The 13,710-nt window shown below is 71.9% G+C and carries 13 protein-coding genes; 8 read left to right on the plus strand and 5 right to left on the minus strand.

Annotation, left to right across the window (positions count from 1 at the left end; all coding sequences use genetic code 11):
- Positions 1-39 precede the first annotated feature (39 nt).
- Positions 40-735, plus strand: a complete 696-nt coding sequence (locus ACIP89_RS26105; RefSeq protein WP_402117038.1) for a GntR family transcriptional regulator — start codon at positions 40-42, stop codon at positions 733-735.
- Positions 736-1,338: 603 nt separating this feature from the next.
- On the opposite strand, the gene ACIP89_RS26110 is transcribed toward ACIP89_RS26105, so the two are convergent.
- On the minus strand, positions 1,339-2,520 hold the full coding sequence (locus tag ACIP89_RS26110; RefSeq protein ID WP_402117039.1) for a PP2C family protein-serine/threonine phosphatase: 1,182 nt from the start codon (positions 2,518-2,520) through the stop codon (positions 1,339-1,341).
- A 351-nt stretch (positions 2,521-2,871) separates the two neighbouring features.
- Between ACIP89_RS26110 and ACIP89_RS26115 the strand changes: the two genes are divergently transcribed.
- A complete protein-coding gene (locus ACIP89_RS26115) occupies positions 2,872-3,795 on the plus strand; it encodes an NADP-dependent oxidoreductase (RefSeq protein ID WP_402117040.1) in 924 nt (307 codons plus the stop codon).
- A gap of 81 nt (positions 3,796-3,876) precedes the next feature.
- Here ACIP89_RS26115 and ACIP89_RS26120 read toward each other — a convergent pair whose 3' ends face one another.
- From ACIP89_RS26120 to ACIP89_RS26135, 4 genes are read right to left on the minus strand one after another with little or no spacing between them, the layout of a single operon-like run.
- Positions 3,877-4,509: an isochorismatase family protein gene (locus ACIP89_RS26120; RefSeq protein WP_401928881.1), complete on the minus strand. Its 633-nt coding sequence runs from the start codon at positions 4,507-4,509 to the stop codon at positions 3,877-3,879.
- 16 nt (positions 4,510-4,525) lie between these two features.
- Positions 4,526-6,190: a (2,3-dihydroxybenzoyl)adenylate synthase gene (locus tag ACIP89_RS26125; RefSeq protein WP_402117042.1), complete on the minus strand. Its 1,665-nt coding sequence runs from the start codon at positions 6,188-6,190 to the stop codon at positions 4,526-4,528.
- Positions 6,187-7,374 (minus strand): isochorismate synthase DhbC, encoded by a 1,188-nt coding sequence (dhbC, locus tag ACIP89_RS26130; protein ID WP_402117043.1) that lies wholly within the window; start codon positions 7,372-7,374, stop codon positions 6,187-6,189. Before dhbC ends, ACIP89_RS26125 begins: the two co-directional genes overlap by 4 nt.
- A gap of 55 nt (positions 7,375-7,429) precedes the next feature.
- Positions 7,430-8,260 carry a 2,3-dihydro-2,3-dihydroxybenzoate dehydrogenase gene (locus tag ACIP89_RS26135; protein ID WP_402117045.1) on the minus strand — a complete coding sequence of 277 codons (831 nt, stop codon included), beginning with the start codon at positions 8,258-8,260 and terminating at the stop codon, positions 7,430-7,432.
- Between the two features lie 467 nt (positions 8,261-8,727).
- Between ACIP89_RS26135 and ACIP89_RS26140 the strand changes: the two genes are divergently transcribed.
- The 6 genes from ACIP89_RS26140 to ACIP89_RS26165 all read left to right on the plus strand — a co-directional run bounded on the left by ACIP89_RS26140 (position 8,728) and on the right by ACIP89_RS26165 (position 13,710).
- The gene (locus ACIP89_RS26140) at positions 8,728-8,967 is read left to right on the plus strand and encodes a phosphopantetheine-binding protein (protein ID WP_401928887.1); all 240 of its coding nucleotides are present in this window, start codon (positions 8,728-8,730) and stop codon (positions 8,965-8,967) included.
- Positions 8,964-9,815, plus strand: a complete 852-nt coding sequence (locus tag ACIP89_RS26145) for a siderophore-interacting protein (RefSeq protein ID WP_402117047.1) — start codon at positions 8,964-8,966, stop codon at positions 9,813-9,815. Before ACIP89_RS26140 ends, ACIP89_RS26145 begins: the two co-directional genes overlap by 4 nt.
- A 100-nt stretch (positions 9,816-9,915) precedes the next feature.
- Positions 9,916-10,914, plus strand: a complete 999-nt coding sequence (locus ACIP89_RS26150; RefSeq protein ID WP_401928891.1) for an ABC transporter substrate-binding protein — start codon at positions 9,916-9,918, stop codon at positions 10,912-10,914.
- The gene (locus ACIP89_RS26155) at positions 10,911-11,936 is read left to right on the plus strand and encodes a FecCD family ABC transporter permease (RefSeq protein WP_402117049.1); all 1,026 of its coding nucleotides are present in this window, start codon (positions 10,911-10,913) and stop codon (positions 11,934-11,936) included. Before ACIP89_RS26150 ends, ACIP89_RS26155 begins: the two co-directional genes overlap by 4 nt.
- The gene (locus ACIP89_RS26160) at positions 11,933-12,928 is read left to right on the plus strand and encodes a FecCD family ABC transporter permease (RefSeq protein WP_402117051.1); all 996 of its coding nucleotides are present in this window, start codon (positions 11,933-11,935) and stop codon (positions 12,926-12,928) included. The genes ACIP89_RS26155 and ACIP89_RS26160 overlap by 4 nt, the downstream gene beginning before the upstream one ends.
- Positions 12,925-13,710 (plus strand): ABC transporter ATP-binding protein, encoded by a 786-nt coding sequence (locus ACIP89_RS26165; protein WP_402117053.1) that lies wholly within the window; start codon positions 12,925-12,927, stop codon positions 13,708-13,710. The genes ACIP89_RS26160 and ACIP89_RS26165 overlap by 4 nt, the downstream gene beginning before the upstream one ends.

Raw genomic sequence — 13,710 nt, forward strand, 5'->3', positions numbered from 1 at the left:
GGATAATCGATTATCCAGTGGATCGTCTAGGGTGGGCGCATGAATCAGACGGCATACTCCTCGCCCCCGCCACCGGGGAAGCAGATGCTTTCCGAGCAGGTCTACGCACACCTGCGGGATGCGATCATGCGTGGGGACCACCCCCCTGGCGCCCCTCTCAAGCCGCAGGACCTTGCCAAGGAGCAGGGCGTGAGCCTGGCTGTGGTGCGTGAGGCGCTCGTGCGGGTGGTCGGCGAGGGGCTGGCCGACCGGCTGCCCAACCGCGGTTTCGCCGTCCCGTCCTTCTCCGACCGCCGCTGGCAGGAGATCGCGGAAGCCCGTCGGACCGTCGAACCGGTCGTACTGCGCATGTCCATCGAGCGCGGCGACGTCGACTGGGAGGCCCGCGTGCGGGCCGCCCACCATCGTCTGGTGCGCACTCCGGCATTCGCGCCGGAGGAGAGCGAGTACTACACCGGCGCTTGGGCCGAAGCTCACGGAGCCTTCCACCGCACGTTGCTGGAGGGGTGTGGCAACCGCGCGCTGCTGGAGACCTTCGACCGGTTGTGGACCCAGAGTGAGCTGGCCCGCCGATGGTCGGCGCACCGCAACCCCGGCCGGGACGGCGCCAGGGAACACCGCCTGCTGGAGGAGGCGGTGCTGGCCCGCGACGCCGACACCGCGGCCGCGGTCCTGGTCCAGCACCTCACTCTGACCGCGGCCGCTCTGACCGACGATTCGGGCCTGGCCACCTAAGGGCTGTCCCGTACCCCCTGGCGGGCGCGCGGCGCACCACCGCCGTCAGCAGTGCGGTCCTCCGCGGCTCCGGCGCCCTCTCGATCTTTGCGCCTTGCTCAACTGCCCGTACCGGGCCGGCGTGGACAGAGGGTTCACCGGTACCCGTGACGGGTTCACCCCGCCCCAGCGCGAGCGCGGAGATCTCCTCCACCCGCTTCTCGTAGGGGAGAAGAAGCGCTCCAGCTCTGGGCGCGTGGGCACATCGGTGAACGCCCCGTACGCCTCGGTCTGCTCATCCGTCAGGGATTCCACCGGCACGAAGCGGAACGCTCACCGGGGTTTCCTGTACGTGAACCCCGGCCGCGCGGGCCGGGAAACGCCTCCGGGGGTGGCGTGTGCCACCCCCGGTCCGCCGGTCCGTTCTCAGGTCTGCGGACGGCTGCCGTGGTTCGCGTTGTTCTTGCGGCGGGCCTTCTTCTTGCGACGTCGCTTCGAGGACATGGATATCTCCTTGATCTGCCGTTCTGTGCCAGTATCCAACGGAACGCGGTCCGCTGCGATCGCTGTGCCCCTACCCACCGAAACGGCGCCAAACATCCGGAGAACCCCCCGGCCGGCCGGTCAGGAGAGGGGCGGCCGCCACTCGAACATGAGGATCGTCGCGTCGTCCCGCAGCCCCGTGCTGCCGGAGTCCAGGATCGCGTGGATGAGCCGGCGCAGCGTCTCCGGCGCCAGCTCACCGGCCGCCGTGGCCCGCGCGACGTAGTTGACGAAGCGTTCCAGGCCGAACTCGGTGCCGTTGCGCATGCGGGACTCCGTCGCCCCGTCGGTGTACAGCAGTACGCGGTCCCCCGGCTCCAGTGAGATGCGGTGCACCTGGCGAGCGGCGGGGCTCAGCGTGGACAGCAGGCCCATCGGCGGTTCCGGGTCGCGTTCCAGCGCGCCCGGCACCAGTGTCTGCCCCCGGATCAGCAGCGGGGCGGGGTGTCCGCAGTTGCTCCACCGCAGCACTCCGCCGGCCAGGTCCAGCTGGAGCAGCACGCCGGTACAGAACTGCTCGGGCAGCCAGGTGGCCAGTGCCGTATCGACACTCTCGACCAGCTGCGGCAGGTCGGCACCGGTGCGGCGCGCGTTGCGGCAGGTGGCGAGGGAGACGGCCGTGGTGAGACCGGAGGCGAGATTGTGCCCCATGGAATCGAGGATCGCTGCGTGCAGGGTCGTCTCGGTGAGCGCGTGATCGAACCCGTCTCCGCCGATCTCGTAGGCGGGCTCCAGCACCGCGGTCGAGACGACCGATGCCGTGCCGATGGTCCGGGGCGGCAGGAACGCCCGCAGCATCTCGGCCGGCAACTGCATCGGTTCCGTGCGGGTGCGCCGCACGAAGCTGTCCTTGTAGGAGCGCTTCGAAGTGATCATCATGGCGAGCAGCGAGGCCAGTGTGCGGGCGCGGCGCAGGGTGACCGGGTCCAGGCCGGGGGAATGCACGGCGACGACCCCGAGCCGTTCCGCGCCGTCCAGGAGGGGCAGCCAGGCGATCAGTTCCCCGGCGCCGGAGTCCTCGACCCGCAGGGACTGCGTGCGGTAGGCCCAGCCGGCCAGGGAATCGTCGATGGGGAGCTGCGAGGTACTGAGGGTCAACGGGACCAGCAGGCGCTGCTGGAGGTCGGTGAGATAGACCACGGACTGCCGGAGCCCCAGCGCCTCCGAGCAGCGCACCACGGAGGTGGCCAGGTCCAGCGTCGAATTGGCCGGATCGGCGAGGAACTCGCCCAGCAGGCCGTCAGCGGCCTCGGAGGACCACACGTCAGCTCCCTTCGCCGCGATCCGGAACGGCCTGCGTCCCGCTCGGCCGGCGGACGCGGGCGATGCGCCGCGTGCACGATTCTGGTGGGAGATTCCCCGGGCCGCACACGCGGCGCCGCTGTTCGGAGGAGCGGGTGCGCCGCTCTCCGGGTGTCCGGGAGAGCCGTATGGGCGCGTGCCGGTCCGTCCTGCCCCGTCGCGTACCTTGGCGACTGTTCTCGCGGAGTCCGGCCGTCACCGACCGGGGCGGTCCTGACCAGGGCGGTTCCGGCCGCCCGGTGCGGCGGACGAGATCTGGCCGCCGCCGTACGGTCGGCAGCCGCGAGCCCTGAGTCGAGATCGGAGCGCACGATGAAGGCAGTCCGTTTCAGCCGGTTCGGAGGCCCGGAGGTCCTGGAGATCGTGGATCTTCCCGATCCGCATCCGGGTCCCGGGCAGGTCCGGATCGCCGTGCGCGCGGCCGGGATCAACGCCAGTGACTGGAAGAAGCGCCAGGGGCTGATGGACCAGGAGCTCCCGCAGACCATGGGCTACGAGGCGGCGGGCATCGTCGACGAGCTCGGTGCGGGCGTCACCGACGCGGCCGTCGGTGACCGCGTGTTCGGCTTCTCCGCCGACGGGGTGGCCCAGGCGGAGCTGGCGGTGCTGTCCTCCTGGGCGCCCGTCCCGCCGTCGCTCGGCTTCGCGGCTGCCGCCGCGCTGCCGGCCGCAGTCGAGACGGCCACGCGTGCGCTCGACCAGCTGGGTGCGGGGGACGGCGGCACGCTGCTCGTCAGTGGCGCGTCCGGAAGCGTCGGCAGCGCCGCGGTACAGCTCGCCGTGGTGCGCGGCGCACGCGTCATCGGCACGGCCGGTCCGGCGAATCACGGGTATCTCCGCTCGCTGGGGGCCGAGCCGGTCGCCTACGGCGAGGGCCTCGTCGAGCGGGTTCGCGCGCTCGCGCCGGACGGCGTCGACCTGGCGCTCGACGTGGCCGGGAGCGGTGTCCTGCCCCAGCTGATCGAGCTCGCGGGCGGCCCCGGGCACGTCGTGACGCTCGCGGATTTCGTGGGCGCGCGGGAGCACGGGGTGCGGTTCAGCAGCGGGGACGCCGGACGCGCGCTCCACGCGCTCGGCGGCATCGGCGAGTTGATCGAGTCCGGGCGCTTCGCCCTCCCGGTCGCGGAGACCTTCCCGCTCACCGAGGTCGCGCAGGCGCACCGAGCAGGGGAGGGCGGCCACGCTCGCGGGAAGCTCGTGCTGCTGGTCGAGGCCCCGGCACCCGGGGCCGAGTGACGCGCACGCCGGACCGGCAGGCGTCGCCGGACAGCTCGACGACGCCGGCCCGCGGCCGTCCGGGGCACGCGGCCGCCGAGGTCAGGCCCCTTCGAACACGGCCCGGGTGCTGGTGACGACGGCACATTTCCCGGCCGCCCAGCGCAGTGCCATCGCATGGTCCTCGGCGGAGAAGTCGGCCACCGCGTCGGCCACCACGAAGGCCTGGATGTCCTGCATCCAGGCGTCGCACGCGGTCATCAGGACGCCGATGTGGGCATAGACGCCGGTGATGACGATCTGGTCCCGGCCCTGTTCGCGAAGCCGCTCCAGGAGATCGGTGCGCACGAAGCCGCTGTACTTCCACTTGGTGAGCACCGCGTCGTCCTCGTCGGGTGCGATGTCGTCCGCGATGGCGGCGGCGTGCGGGTCACCGGGCAGGCCCGGACCCCAGAAGTCCTGTTGCAGGCCGCGCTCGTCGGGGCTCTGCCCGCCGGGCTGCGCGGTATACAGCACCGGTATCCCGATCCGCTTCGCCTCCTTCCTCAACTGGGCCACATGCGAGAGCAGTTCGGGGACGGGTGAGGACCGGCGGTCGTAGGCCGACAGGAAGTAGTTCTGCAGATCGTGGACGAGGAGTACCGCACGCGCGGGATCGACGGTCCACCCGACCCGGTTGGCGGGCAGTTCCCCGGCGCTCGGCATGGGGTACGGGGCGATGGCGGGCAGGGCCATGGTGCTGGGGTTCCGTTCAGGATCGGGGGAGGGAGGCCGGCCGTGGGGCAGAGGGCCGGACGAGCGGGGCGGCGGCCGCGGCGGTCCGCAGGTCCTTCTTGGAGATCTTCCCGACGCCGGTCTGCGGGAACGTCTCCACGAACTCGACCCGGTCGGGCACCTTGTAGGCGGCCAGCCCCCGGTCCCGTACGAACCGTTTGATGTCCACCGGCTTCACCGGGCCCTCGCCCGGGTGCAGGATCACGTACGCGCAGACGCGTTCGCCCAGATACGGGTCCGGCTCGGCCACCACGTTGGCGTCGTGCACCGACGGGTGGGCGAGGAGGTGGTTCTCCACCTCCTCGGCGGCGATCTTCTCGCCGCCCCGGTTGATCTGGTCCTTGGCGCGTCCCTCGACGACGAGGTGCCCGCTCCCGGTGACGCGGACCACGTCGCCCGTGCGGTAGAAGCCGTCCTCTGTGAACGAGCGGGCGTTGTGCTCGGGCGCCCGCCAGTAGCCGCGGATCGTGTAGGGCCCGCGCGTCAGCAGGTGGCCGGTCTCGCCGGGGGCGACCTCGCGGTCCTCGTCGTCCACGACCAGGATCTCGTCGTCCGGCGAGATGGGCCGTCCCTGGGTGGTGACGATCGTCTCCACCGGGTCGTCGAGCCGGGTGTAGTTGACCAGCCCCTCGGCCATCCCGAAGACCTGCTGCAGGGTGCAGCCGAGCGCCGGGCGGACCCGTCGTGCCGCCTCCTCGCTGAACTTGGCGCCACCCACCAGCAGGACGTCCAGGCTGCTGAGGTCGTGCGCGGTGGTGGTGGCCGCCCGGGTCCACAGCAGGGCGAGCGGGGGCACCAGGCCGGTGATGGTGACCTTCTCCCGTTCGATCAGCGGGAAGGCGGCCTCGGGGGAGGGCCGGGGGCACAGCACCACGCGCCCGCCGGCGTAGAGAGTGCCGAGCGAACCGGGGGAGGAGAGCGGGAAGTTGTGGGCCACGGGCAGTGCGCAGAGGTAGACGCTCGTCTCGTCCACGCCGCAGATCTCGTTGGATCCGCGCAGCGAGTAGATGTAGTCGTCGTGGGTGCGCGGGATCAGCTTCGGAACGCCGGTGCTGCCGCCGGACAGCTGGAGGAAGGCGAGGTCGTCCGGGCGCGGGGCGCCGTAGCCGACCGGGTTCTCCGCGACGTCGGACAGCGCTTCGAACTCGCCCGGGTCCCCGGCCGCGACGAACACGTGCCGCAGCGTGCCGGCTGCGGCACGGGCTTTCGCGGCCAGCTCTCGGTAGTCGTAGCCCTCGTGCTCGGCCGCGATGACGTAGGCGACGGCCTCGGTGAACTCGCAGAAGTACGAGATCTCCGTCTCGCGGTGGGCGGGCAGGGCGAAGACGGGCAGCGCGCCGATCCGGAACAGCGCGAAGACGACCTCGAAGAACTCGGCGATATTGGGCAGTTGCACCACCACCCGGTCGCCCTCGGTGATGTTCCGGGCGAGCAGGCCCGCGGCCAGCCGGTCCGCCCGCCGGTCCAGTTCCCCGTAGCTCCAGCGCGTTCCGGCGACCGGATCGACCACGGCGATCCGGTCCGGGTGCGCCTCGGCGCGCTCCCGGAGCATGGAGCCGAACGTCTCTCCGCGCCACCAGCCGGCCCGCCGGTACCGCTCGGCGAACTCGGCCGGCCAGGTGGGTGCGTCGTGCGGGCTCACAGCTCGGCCCCCACAGCGCTCAGGAAGGTACGGAACTTGGCGGCCGTCTCGGCGGTCTCCGCCTCCGGCTCGGACGCGGCCACGATGCCGGCGCCCGCGTAGAGGCGCAGCGTGCGCTCCTCGGCCTCGGCGCAGCGGATCGTGACGACCCACTCGCCGTCGCCCCCGGCGTCGCCCCAGCCCACCACTCCGGTGAAGAAGCCGCGGTCGAACGGCTCGGTGTCCGCGATGACCTGACGGGCCGTCGCGGTGGGTGTGCCGCACACCGCGGGTGTCGGGTGCAGGGCGCAGGCGAGTGCCAGCGCCGACATGCCGGGGGAGGAGAGGGTGCCGGTCACCGTGGTGGACAGGTGCCACATGGTGGCGGTGCGGATCAGGGTCGGCCGGGCCGGGACGGTGAGCTCGGCGCAGTGCGGGGCGAGGGCCTGGTGGACGGCGTCCACGACGACGGCGTGCTCGTGCAGGTCCTTCACGGACTCCAGCAGGGTGGCGGCGCGGCGGACGTCCTCGGCCAGGTCGTTGCTGCGGGGGGTGGACCCGGCGAGCGGATTGGCGACGACCTGCTGTCCGTGCCGGGAGACCAGCAGTTCGGGACTGGCGCCGAGGAGGGTGCGGCCCGTACCGGTGGGCAGCGCGAAGGTGTAGCCGACCGGGTCGCGGCGGGCCAGCCGCTGGAGCATCGCGGGCAGGTCCAGCGGTGCGGGGGAGGTGAGTTCGAGGGTGCGGGCGAGCACCACCTTGCTGAATTCCCCGCGCCACATGCGCTTCACCGCGGCGGCGACGCCCGCTCCGTAGACCTCGGGTCCAGGCACCGGGCGTATCCGCCAGTCCGCGGACCCGGACGCGCCGACGGGCAGGGCGATCAGCGGGTCGGAGGCGAGCGGCGGCGCGATCCGCGGCTCCGCCGGCACGCCGAGGGCGGCCGGTGCCTCGTGGTCGAACGGGACGGCGCCGATGACCAACGGCGATTCCTGCCCGGCCGCCCGCGCCTCGGCCAGGGTGGAGTTCACCCGCTCGTCGAGCGGCCGGCTGTCGTGCGGCACGGGGCGCGCCGCTCCGGAGGCCAGCAGGGTGCGGCCGGGAGTGGCGAGGAACCGGTCACCGGGCCGGTAGCCGTCCAGCAGCGAGGTGGCCGCGCCTACGGCCGGGGATACATGCGTGGCGACCTGGGATGCCGTCGGCACAGGGACTCCATTCTCGATGTTCCGTCAGTGGGGGTGCGTACGGGCTGGGCGCGGTTCAGCGCAGGGTGGCGCCGCCGTCCACGTACAGCTCCTGGAGGGTGATGTGGCGGGCGCGGTCCGAGGCGAGGAACGCGACGGCGTCGGCGATGTCCTCGGGGGCGGCGATCCGGCCCAGTGGGATGCCGGTCCGGTAGCTGGCAGGGTCCCCGTCGATGACCCGTTGCTCCGCGCCGGCCTCGGTCCACAGGGCGCGTTGCATCGCCGTGTCGGTGGAGCCGGGCGCGACGACGTTGCAGCGGACGCCGTCGCGGGCGAGTTCGAGGCCCAGGCACCGGGTGAACATGGTGGCCGCCGCCTTCGACGCGGCGTAGGCGGCCATTCCGGTGCGGGGGATCCCGGCGGCGTTGGAACCGACCGTGATGACACAGCCGTTGCCCCGGCCGGCCATCAGTGCCGCGACGGTCTGCGAGACGTGGAAGACGCCGGTCGTGTTCACCGCGAACGTCTCCGACCAGTCCTCGGAGCGGAGTTCGGTGGCGGGGCCGGTGCGCAGGACGCCGGCGACGTTCACGAGCACGTCCACCGGACCGAGTTCGCGCTCGACACGCGCCACGGTGCGTTCCACCGACGGCCGATCGGTGACGTCCATGACGTACGGCTCCAGCCGGCCCGCCGAGCGTTCGTTCCCCGGGCGTCTGGCCTGCAGCCGGTTCCACCGCACAGCCAGGGCATCGATGCCGTCCTGTGCACGGTCGGTAGCGGCGACCCGGCCGCCGAGGGTGGCGAGCAACTCCGCGACGGCCGCCCCGATGCCTTGTGCGGCACCGGTCACCAGGACAGTACGGCCGTCGAACTCGCCGTTTCCGCCCGGTATGCGCTCAAACATGAGCAACCTCCTACGGGGTAGTTAGGTAAGGGTAACCTAACTTATTCCGTCGATCGGCGCGAGGAGGCCGATACGCTCCGGTGAGTACCGAAGTGACGGTCAGTCACAAACGTGTGGCGCGTCCGAGAGGGGGGGGGGTGGTGCGTGGTTCGCGTTCGGGTGTTCGGCGTCGGTGAGTTAGGTTAGCCTTGCCTGGCCTTGAGCGGGAGAGGGGGCGGCCCTGTGCGCGGAACCATCGAGGGGGACGTGTGGGGGCCTTCTCCGCCGACACCGGCGGGTGCGGACCGAGTGGCCGCGCGACCCGGTGGGCTCGCCCGTGAATCCGGCCAAATGGCCGATGGAGCAGCCGAGTTCTCCCGTGAACGCCATGACCGGGTGCGTGCGTACGCCGTCCCGTGACGTGGTCCCGTAATCATCGCCGCCGACGCGCACCGCGCGGTCGGCGCCCGTCCCGCAGGAGCCGTCCGATGAACCAGACCCTGTCGCCCGAACGCGTCCGCGCGGATGTCGCGGAACTGCTCGACTGCGACCCCGCCGAGATCACGCCGGAGGGGAGTCTGGTCGACCTGGGCCTGGACTCGATGCGGATCATGGCCCTGGTGGAGCGCTGGCGTGCCGCGGGTGCGTCCTCCCTGGAGTTCCCCGATCTCGCGGAGCGGCCCGAACTCGCGCACTGGACAGCGCTGCTGACGGGGCGTACGGCATGAGCGGGACCGACCACCGCCACCGTCACCTGGACCGGATCGCGGAGGTCCGGACGGGCCGGCACGCGGAGAAGGTGGGCTACCCGATCGGTATCCGGGAGACCGAGGTCGTCCGTACCGCCATGGTCGGCACCGGACTGCTGCGGGTGACCCTGGGTGGCGCGGGCGTCGAGGGGTTCGAGGCCCACGCGCCCGATGAGCACGTGAAACTGATCTTCCCGGATCCGGACGGCACGCTGCGACTCCCCGAGCGGAACGGCGCGATGCTGCGCTGGCCCCGGCCGGCGCTCGTCTCCCGCGAGTACACCGTGCGCCGCTACGACCCGGCCGCACGGGAGATCGACATCGACATCGCCCCGCACGAAGGCGGCCTCGCCTCCGACTGGGCGCACGCGGCCCGGCCGGGCGACGTCATGCATATCGCGGGGCCGCCCGGCGGGCTGATCGTCCCGGACTGCTACGACCGTTATCTGCTCGCCGGCGACATCACGGCCCTGCCCGCGATCGCACGCCGGCTGGAGGAGCTCCCGAGGAGCGCGAAGGGCTGGGCGTTCATCGAAGTCGCCGATGCCGCGCAGCAGATCGGGCTGTCGGCGCCCGAGGGCTTCGAGGTGCGCTGGCTGCACCGCGGCGGCCTGCCGGCCGGAACCGGCGACGCCCTGGTGCGGGCCGTGACCGAGGTGACCGTGCCCGAGGGGGAGCGGGCGTACGTGTGGGCCGCGGGGGAGGCGGGGCAGATCAAGCCGCTGCGCCGCTGGGTCCGTGACGCGTTGCGGCTGGCGAAGGCCGACCACGACATCACCGGTTACTGGAAGCGCGGCGTGGCCGACTTCGACGAGGACGAGCACTGACCGACCCGCGGCGCGGGCGGACTTGACGCCTGACGCCTGGTTGCTCTGCCCGAAGATCTTCAACTAAGGTAAGCCTTACCTAAGTAACAAGGAGTTTCGCATGTCCATACGCAGATCGTCCGGCCTCGCCGGCGCCGTGTCGCTGGCCCTCCTCCTGACCGCCTGCGGGTCGTCTTCCGACGGCGGCTCCGACGCCTCGAAGGGGAGTGGGACCCGGGTGTTCGCCGCGGACAACGGCAAGATCACCATCCCCGCCCACCCGAAGCGGGTCGTCGCCACCGGCTACGCCGTGCCCGCCTTGATCGAGGCCGACGCGCCCCTGGTCGGGATCTCGTCCTGGCAGCGCGGTGAGCCGATGATGACCGAGGAGGACCTCGCCACCTACAAGAAGCTCCCCAAGGTGGCGGGCGAGCAGGCGGCCGAGACCAACTACGAGGCCGTGGCCGAGGCCGAACCCGACCTGATCATCATCGGGGTCCCCGCCCCCGTGCTGGGCGACATCGACATCAAGCGCCTGGAGTCCATCGCCCCGGTCGTGGCGATCGGCCCGACCGTGCCCTCCGCCTGGCGCGAGCTGTCCCGCAAGCAGTCCGACGCCGCGGGCGCGCTCAAGCAGTTCGACGTGGCGAAGAACGCGTACCAGAAGAAGGCCGACGCCCTGGCGGCCACGTACAAGAGCGTGCTGCCCCAGCTCAAGCTGGGCCACGTCGGCGCGTACGGTGACACCGCCAAGGGCACCTTCCAGCGCGAGTTCGACGGCTCGTGGGGCACCAACATCGCGGACGACATCGGCGCGAAGTACTACGGCGAGGTCAAGAAGCCGGGGCCGGGCTCCCAGTCGGTCAGCGAGTACCCGTCCATCGAGGAACTCCCGGCCGCGTTCCGCGAGGCCGACGTCATGACGTACTCGGTCAACGCCGACGGCAGCGTCCCCAAGCCCGTCCAGTACGTCCTGGACTCCAAGCTCTGGAAGAACCTCCCCGCGGTCAAGGCCAAGAAGGCCTTCCCGTTCCGCTACACCGAGGCCGCGACCTACGGGGAAGCCATGAAGACCCTGGACGCGATCGACAAGTCGCTCGCTCCGCTGCTGAACCGGTGACCGTCGCGGGCCGCGCGTACCGGGCGGCGAGATCCGGGCGGGCCATGCCGCAGATCGGCCTGCTCGGCGGCGGGCTGGTGCTGCTGGCGGCGGTCGCCGTACTCAGCATGGGCGTCGGAGCCCGCCACGTTCCGCCCGCCGACGTCGTACGGGCCCTGCTGGACTTCCGGCCCACCGACGACGACCACGTGATCGTGCGGGACATCCGGGCGCCGCGCGCACTGCTGGCCGTCGCGGTGGGCGCCGCGCTCGCGGTGTCCGGCGCGCTGATCCAGACGCTCGCCCGCAACCCGCTGGCCGAGCCCGGCATCCTCGGGGTCACCGCGGGCGCCGGGTTCGCCGTCACCGTCGGCTCCGCGCTCGGCCTGGCCACCGGCCAGGCGGGCGAACTCGGCTTCGCGATCACCGGATCGGTACTCGCGGCGCTGCTCGTCGCCGCGGTCGGGCAGCGCTCACCACTGCGTCTGGTGCTCACCGGCGTCGCCCTGACCGCGGTGCTGGGCGGTGTCGCGCTGGGCATGCGGCTGATGCTCCCGAACACCTTCGACAGCTACCGGTTCTGGTCGGTCGGATCGCTGGCCGGGCGCGAACAGGCGCCCCTGGCACTGCCGTTGACCGCGATCGGCGCGGCCCTGCTCGGCGCGCTGCTGCTGAGCCGGGCGCTCAACACCCTGACACTCGGGGAGAGCGTGGCGCACACCCTGGGCGCCGGCGTGGGCCGGGTACGGGCCGTGGCCCTGGTGCTGATCACCGTACTCAGCGGGGCGGCCACCGCGGTGGCCGGGCCCATCCTCTTCGTCGGACTGATCGTGCCGCACCTGGTCCGCAGACCGGCGGGCGGCTCGGTGCCCTGGCTGATTCTCTACACGATGGTGCTGGGCCCGATCCTGCTGCTCGTCGCCGACGTCTGCTCTCGGGTCCTGCTGCCCACCGGCGAGGTGCCGGTGGCCATCGTGACCGCCTTCCTCGGCGGCCCCATGCTGATCTGGGCCGTACGCCGCTACGGGGCGGGGTCACTGTGAACGTGCTCGGACCGAGGACCGAACGCCGCACGGTACTGCTCGTCGCCGTGATGGCGGCCCTGATGCTCGCCCTGGGCCTGCTCGGGCTCTGCTACGGGGCGTCATGGTCCTCCCCCGGCAAGGTGTTCGCCGTACTGAGCGGCACGGACCATTCCGTGGTGATCCGGGACTGGCGGCTGCCGCGGGTGCTGGCCGGGCTGGTGTTCGGCTCCGCCCTCGGGGTCGCGGGGGCCATCTTCCAGAACCTCACCCGCAACCCGATGGGCAGCCCGGACGTCATCGGCCTCGACGCCGGCGCCTACACCGGCGCCCTGGTCGCCATGACCGTGCTGTCCGGCACCTCCGCGCAACTGGCCACCGGTTCGGTGCTCGGCGGGCTGCTCGTCGCGGCCGCCATCTACCTGCTCTCGCTGCGCAGCGGCTTCTCCGGGCTGCGGCTGGTGGTCATCGGAATCGCGTTCAACGCGATGGTGACGGCGATCAACTCGTGGATCGTGCTGCGCGCCGAACTCGAAGTGGCGATCGCCGCCGTCGGCTGGAGCGCCGGCTCGCTCAACGGAGTGGGCTGGTCCGACCTGGGGATTCCGTTCACGGTGATCGCCGTGCTGCTGGCCCTGATGACCGCACGGTCGCACGCCATGCACCAGGCCTCCCTCGGCGACGCGATCGCCGTGACGACCGGGGTCGGTCTCGGCCGGCTGCGGTTGCTGATGGTGCTGGTCGGCGTCGGCTGCACGGCCACGGTGACCGCCGTGGCCGGGCCGATCGCGTTCATCGCCCTGGCCGCCCCGCAGATCGGCCGCAGGCTCGCGGGCGCCGCCGGAGTGCCGCTGCTCCCGGCCGCGCTGACCGGGGCGGTGCTGCTCCAGGGCGCCGACCTGATCGCCCAGATGCTGCTGGCGCCCGTCGCGCTGCCCGTCGGCGTGGTGAGCACCGCGATCGGCGGCTGCTATCTGATCTGGCTGCTGACCAAGGAGGTGAGGCGCGCGTGACCGCACGCCTGACGGCGCGGGAGATCACCCTGCGCTACGGAGACCGCGTCGTGTCCACACGGCTGAGCCTCGACATCCCCGACGGCGCGTTCACCGCGGTCGTGGGACCCAACGCCTGTGGAAAATCGACCCTGTTGGGCGCACTGGTCCGACTGCTGCGCCCCGACTCCGGCCGGGTGGAACTCGACGGCCGCGACGTCGGGGGCTACGCGACCAAGGCGCTCGCCAGACAGCTCGGCTTCCTGCCGCAGGACCCCCTGGCGCCCGACGACATCAAGGTCCGCCAGCTCGTGGGCCGGGGCAGGTTCCCGCACCAGTCGATGCTGGCCCTGTGGTCCGCGCAGGACGAGGAGGCCGTCACGGAGGCCATGGCCGCCGCCGGCGTCGAGGACCTGCACGCACGGCCGGTGCGGGAGCTGTCCGGCGGACAGCGCCAACGGGTCTGGATGGCCATGGTGCTGGCCCAGCAGACTTCCTACCTGCTGCTCGACGAGCCGACGTCGTTCCTCGACATCACCCACCAGTACCAGCTGCTCGGGCTGCTCGCCAGGCTGCGCGACGAGGGCCGCACGGTGGTCGCCGTCCTGCACGACATCAACCAGGCCTGCCGCTTCGCGGACCACCTGATCGCCATGAAGGACGGCCGGGTGGTCGCCGAGGGCGTCCCCGGGGACATCGTGGACGCCGCGCTGATCAAGGACGTGTTCGACCTGCCGAGCGTCATCGTCCCCGACCCGGTGACCGGCACGCCGATGGTCGTACCCACACTTCAAGGAGAGTAA

Source organism: Streptomyces sp. NPDC088730, from assembly GCF_044751215.1.
GTDB lineage: Bacteria > Actinomycetota > Actinomycetes > Streptomycetales > Streptomycetaceae > Streptomyces.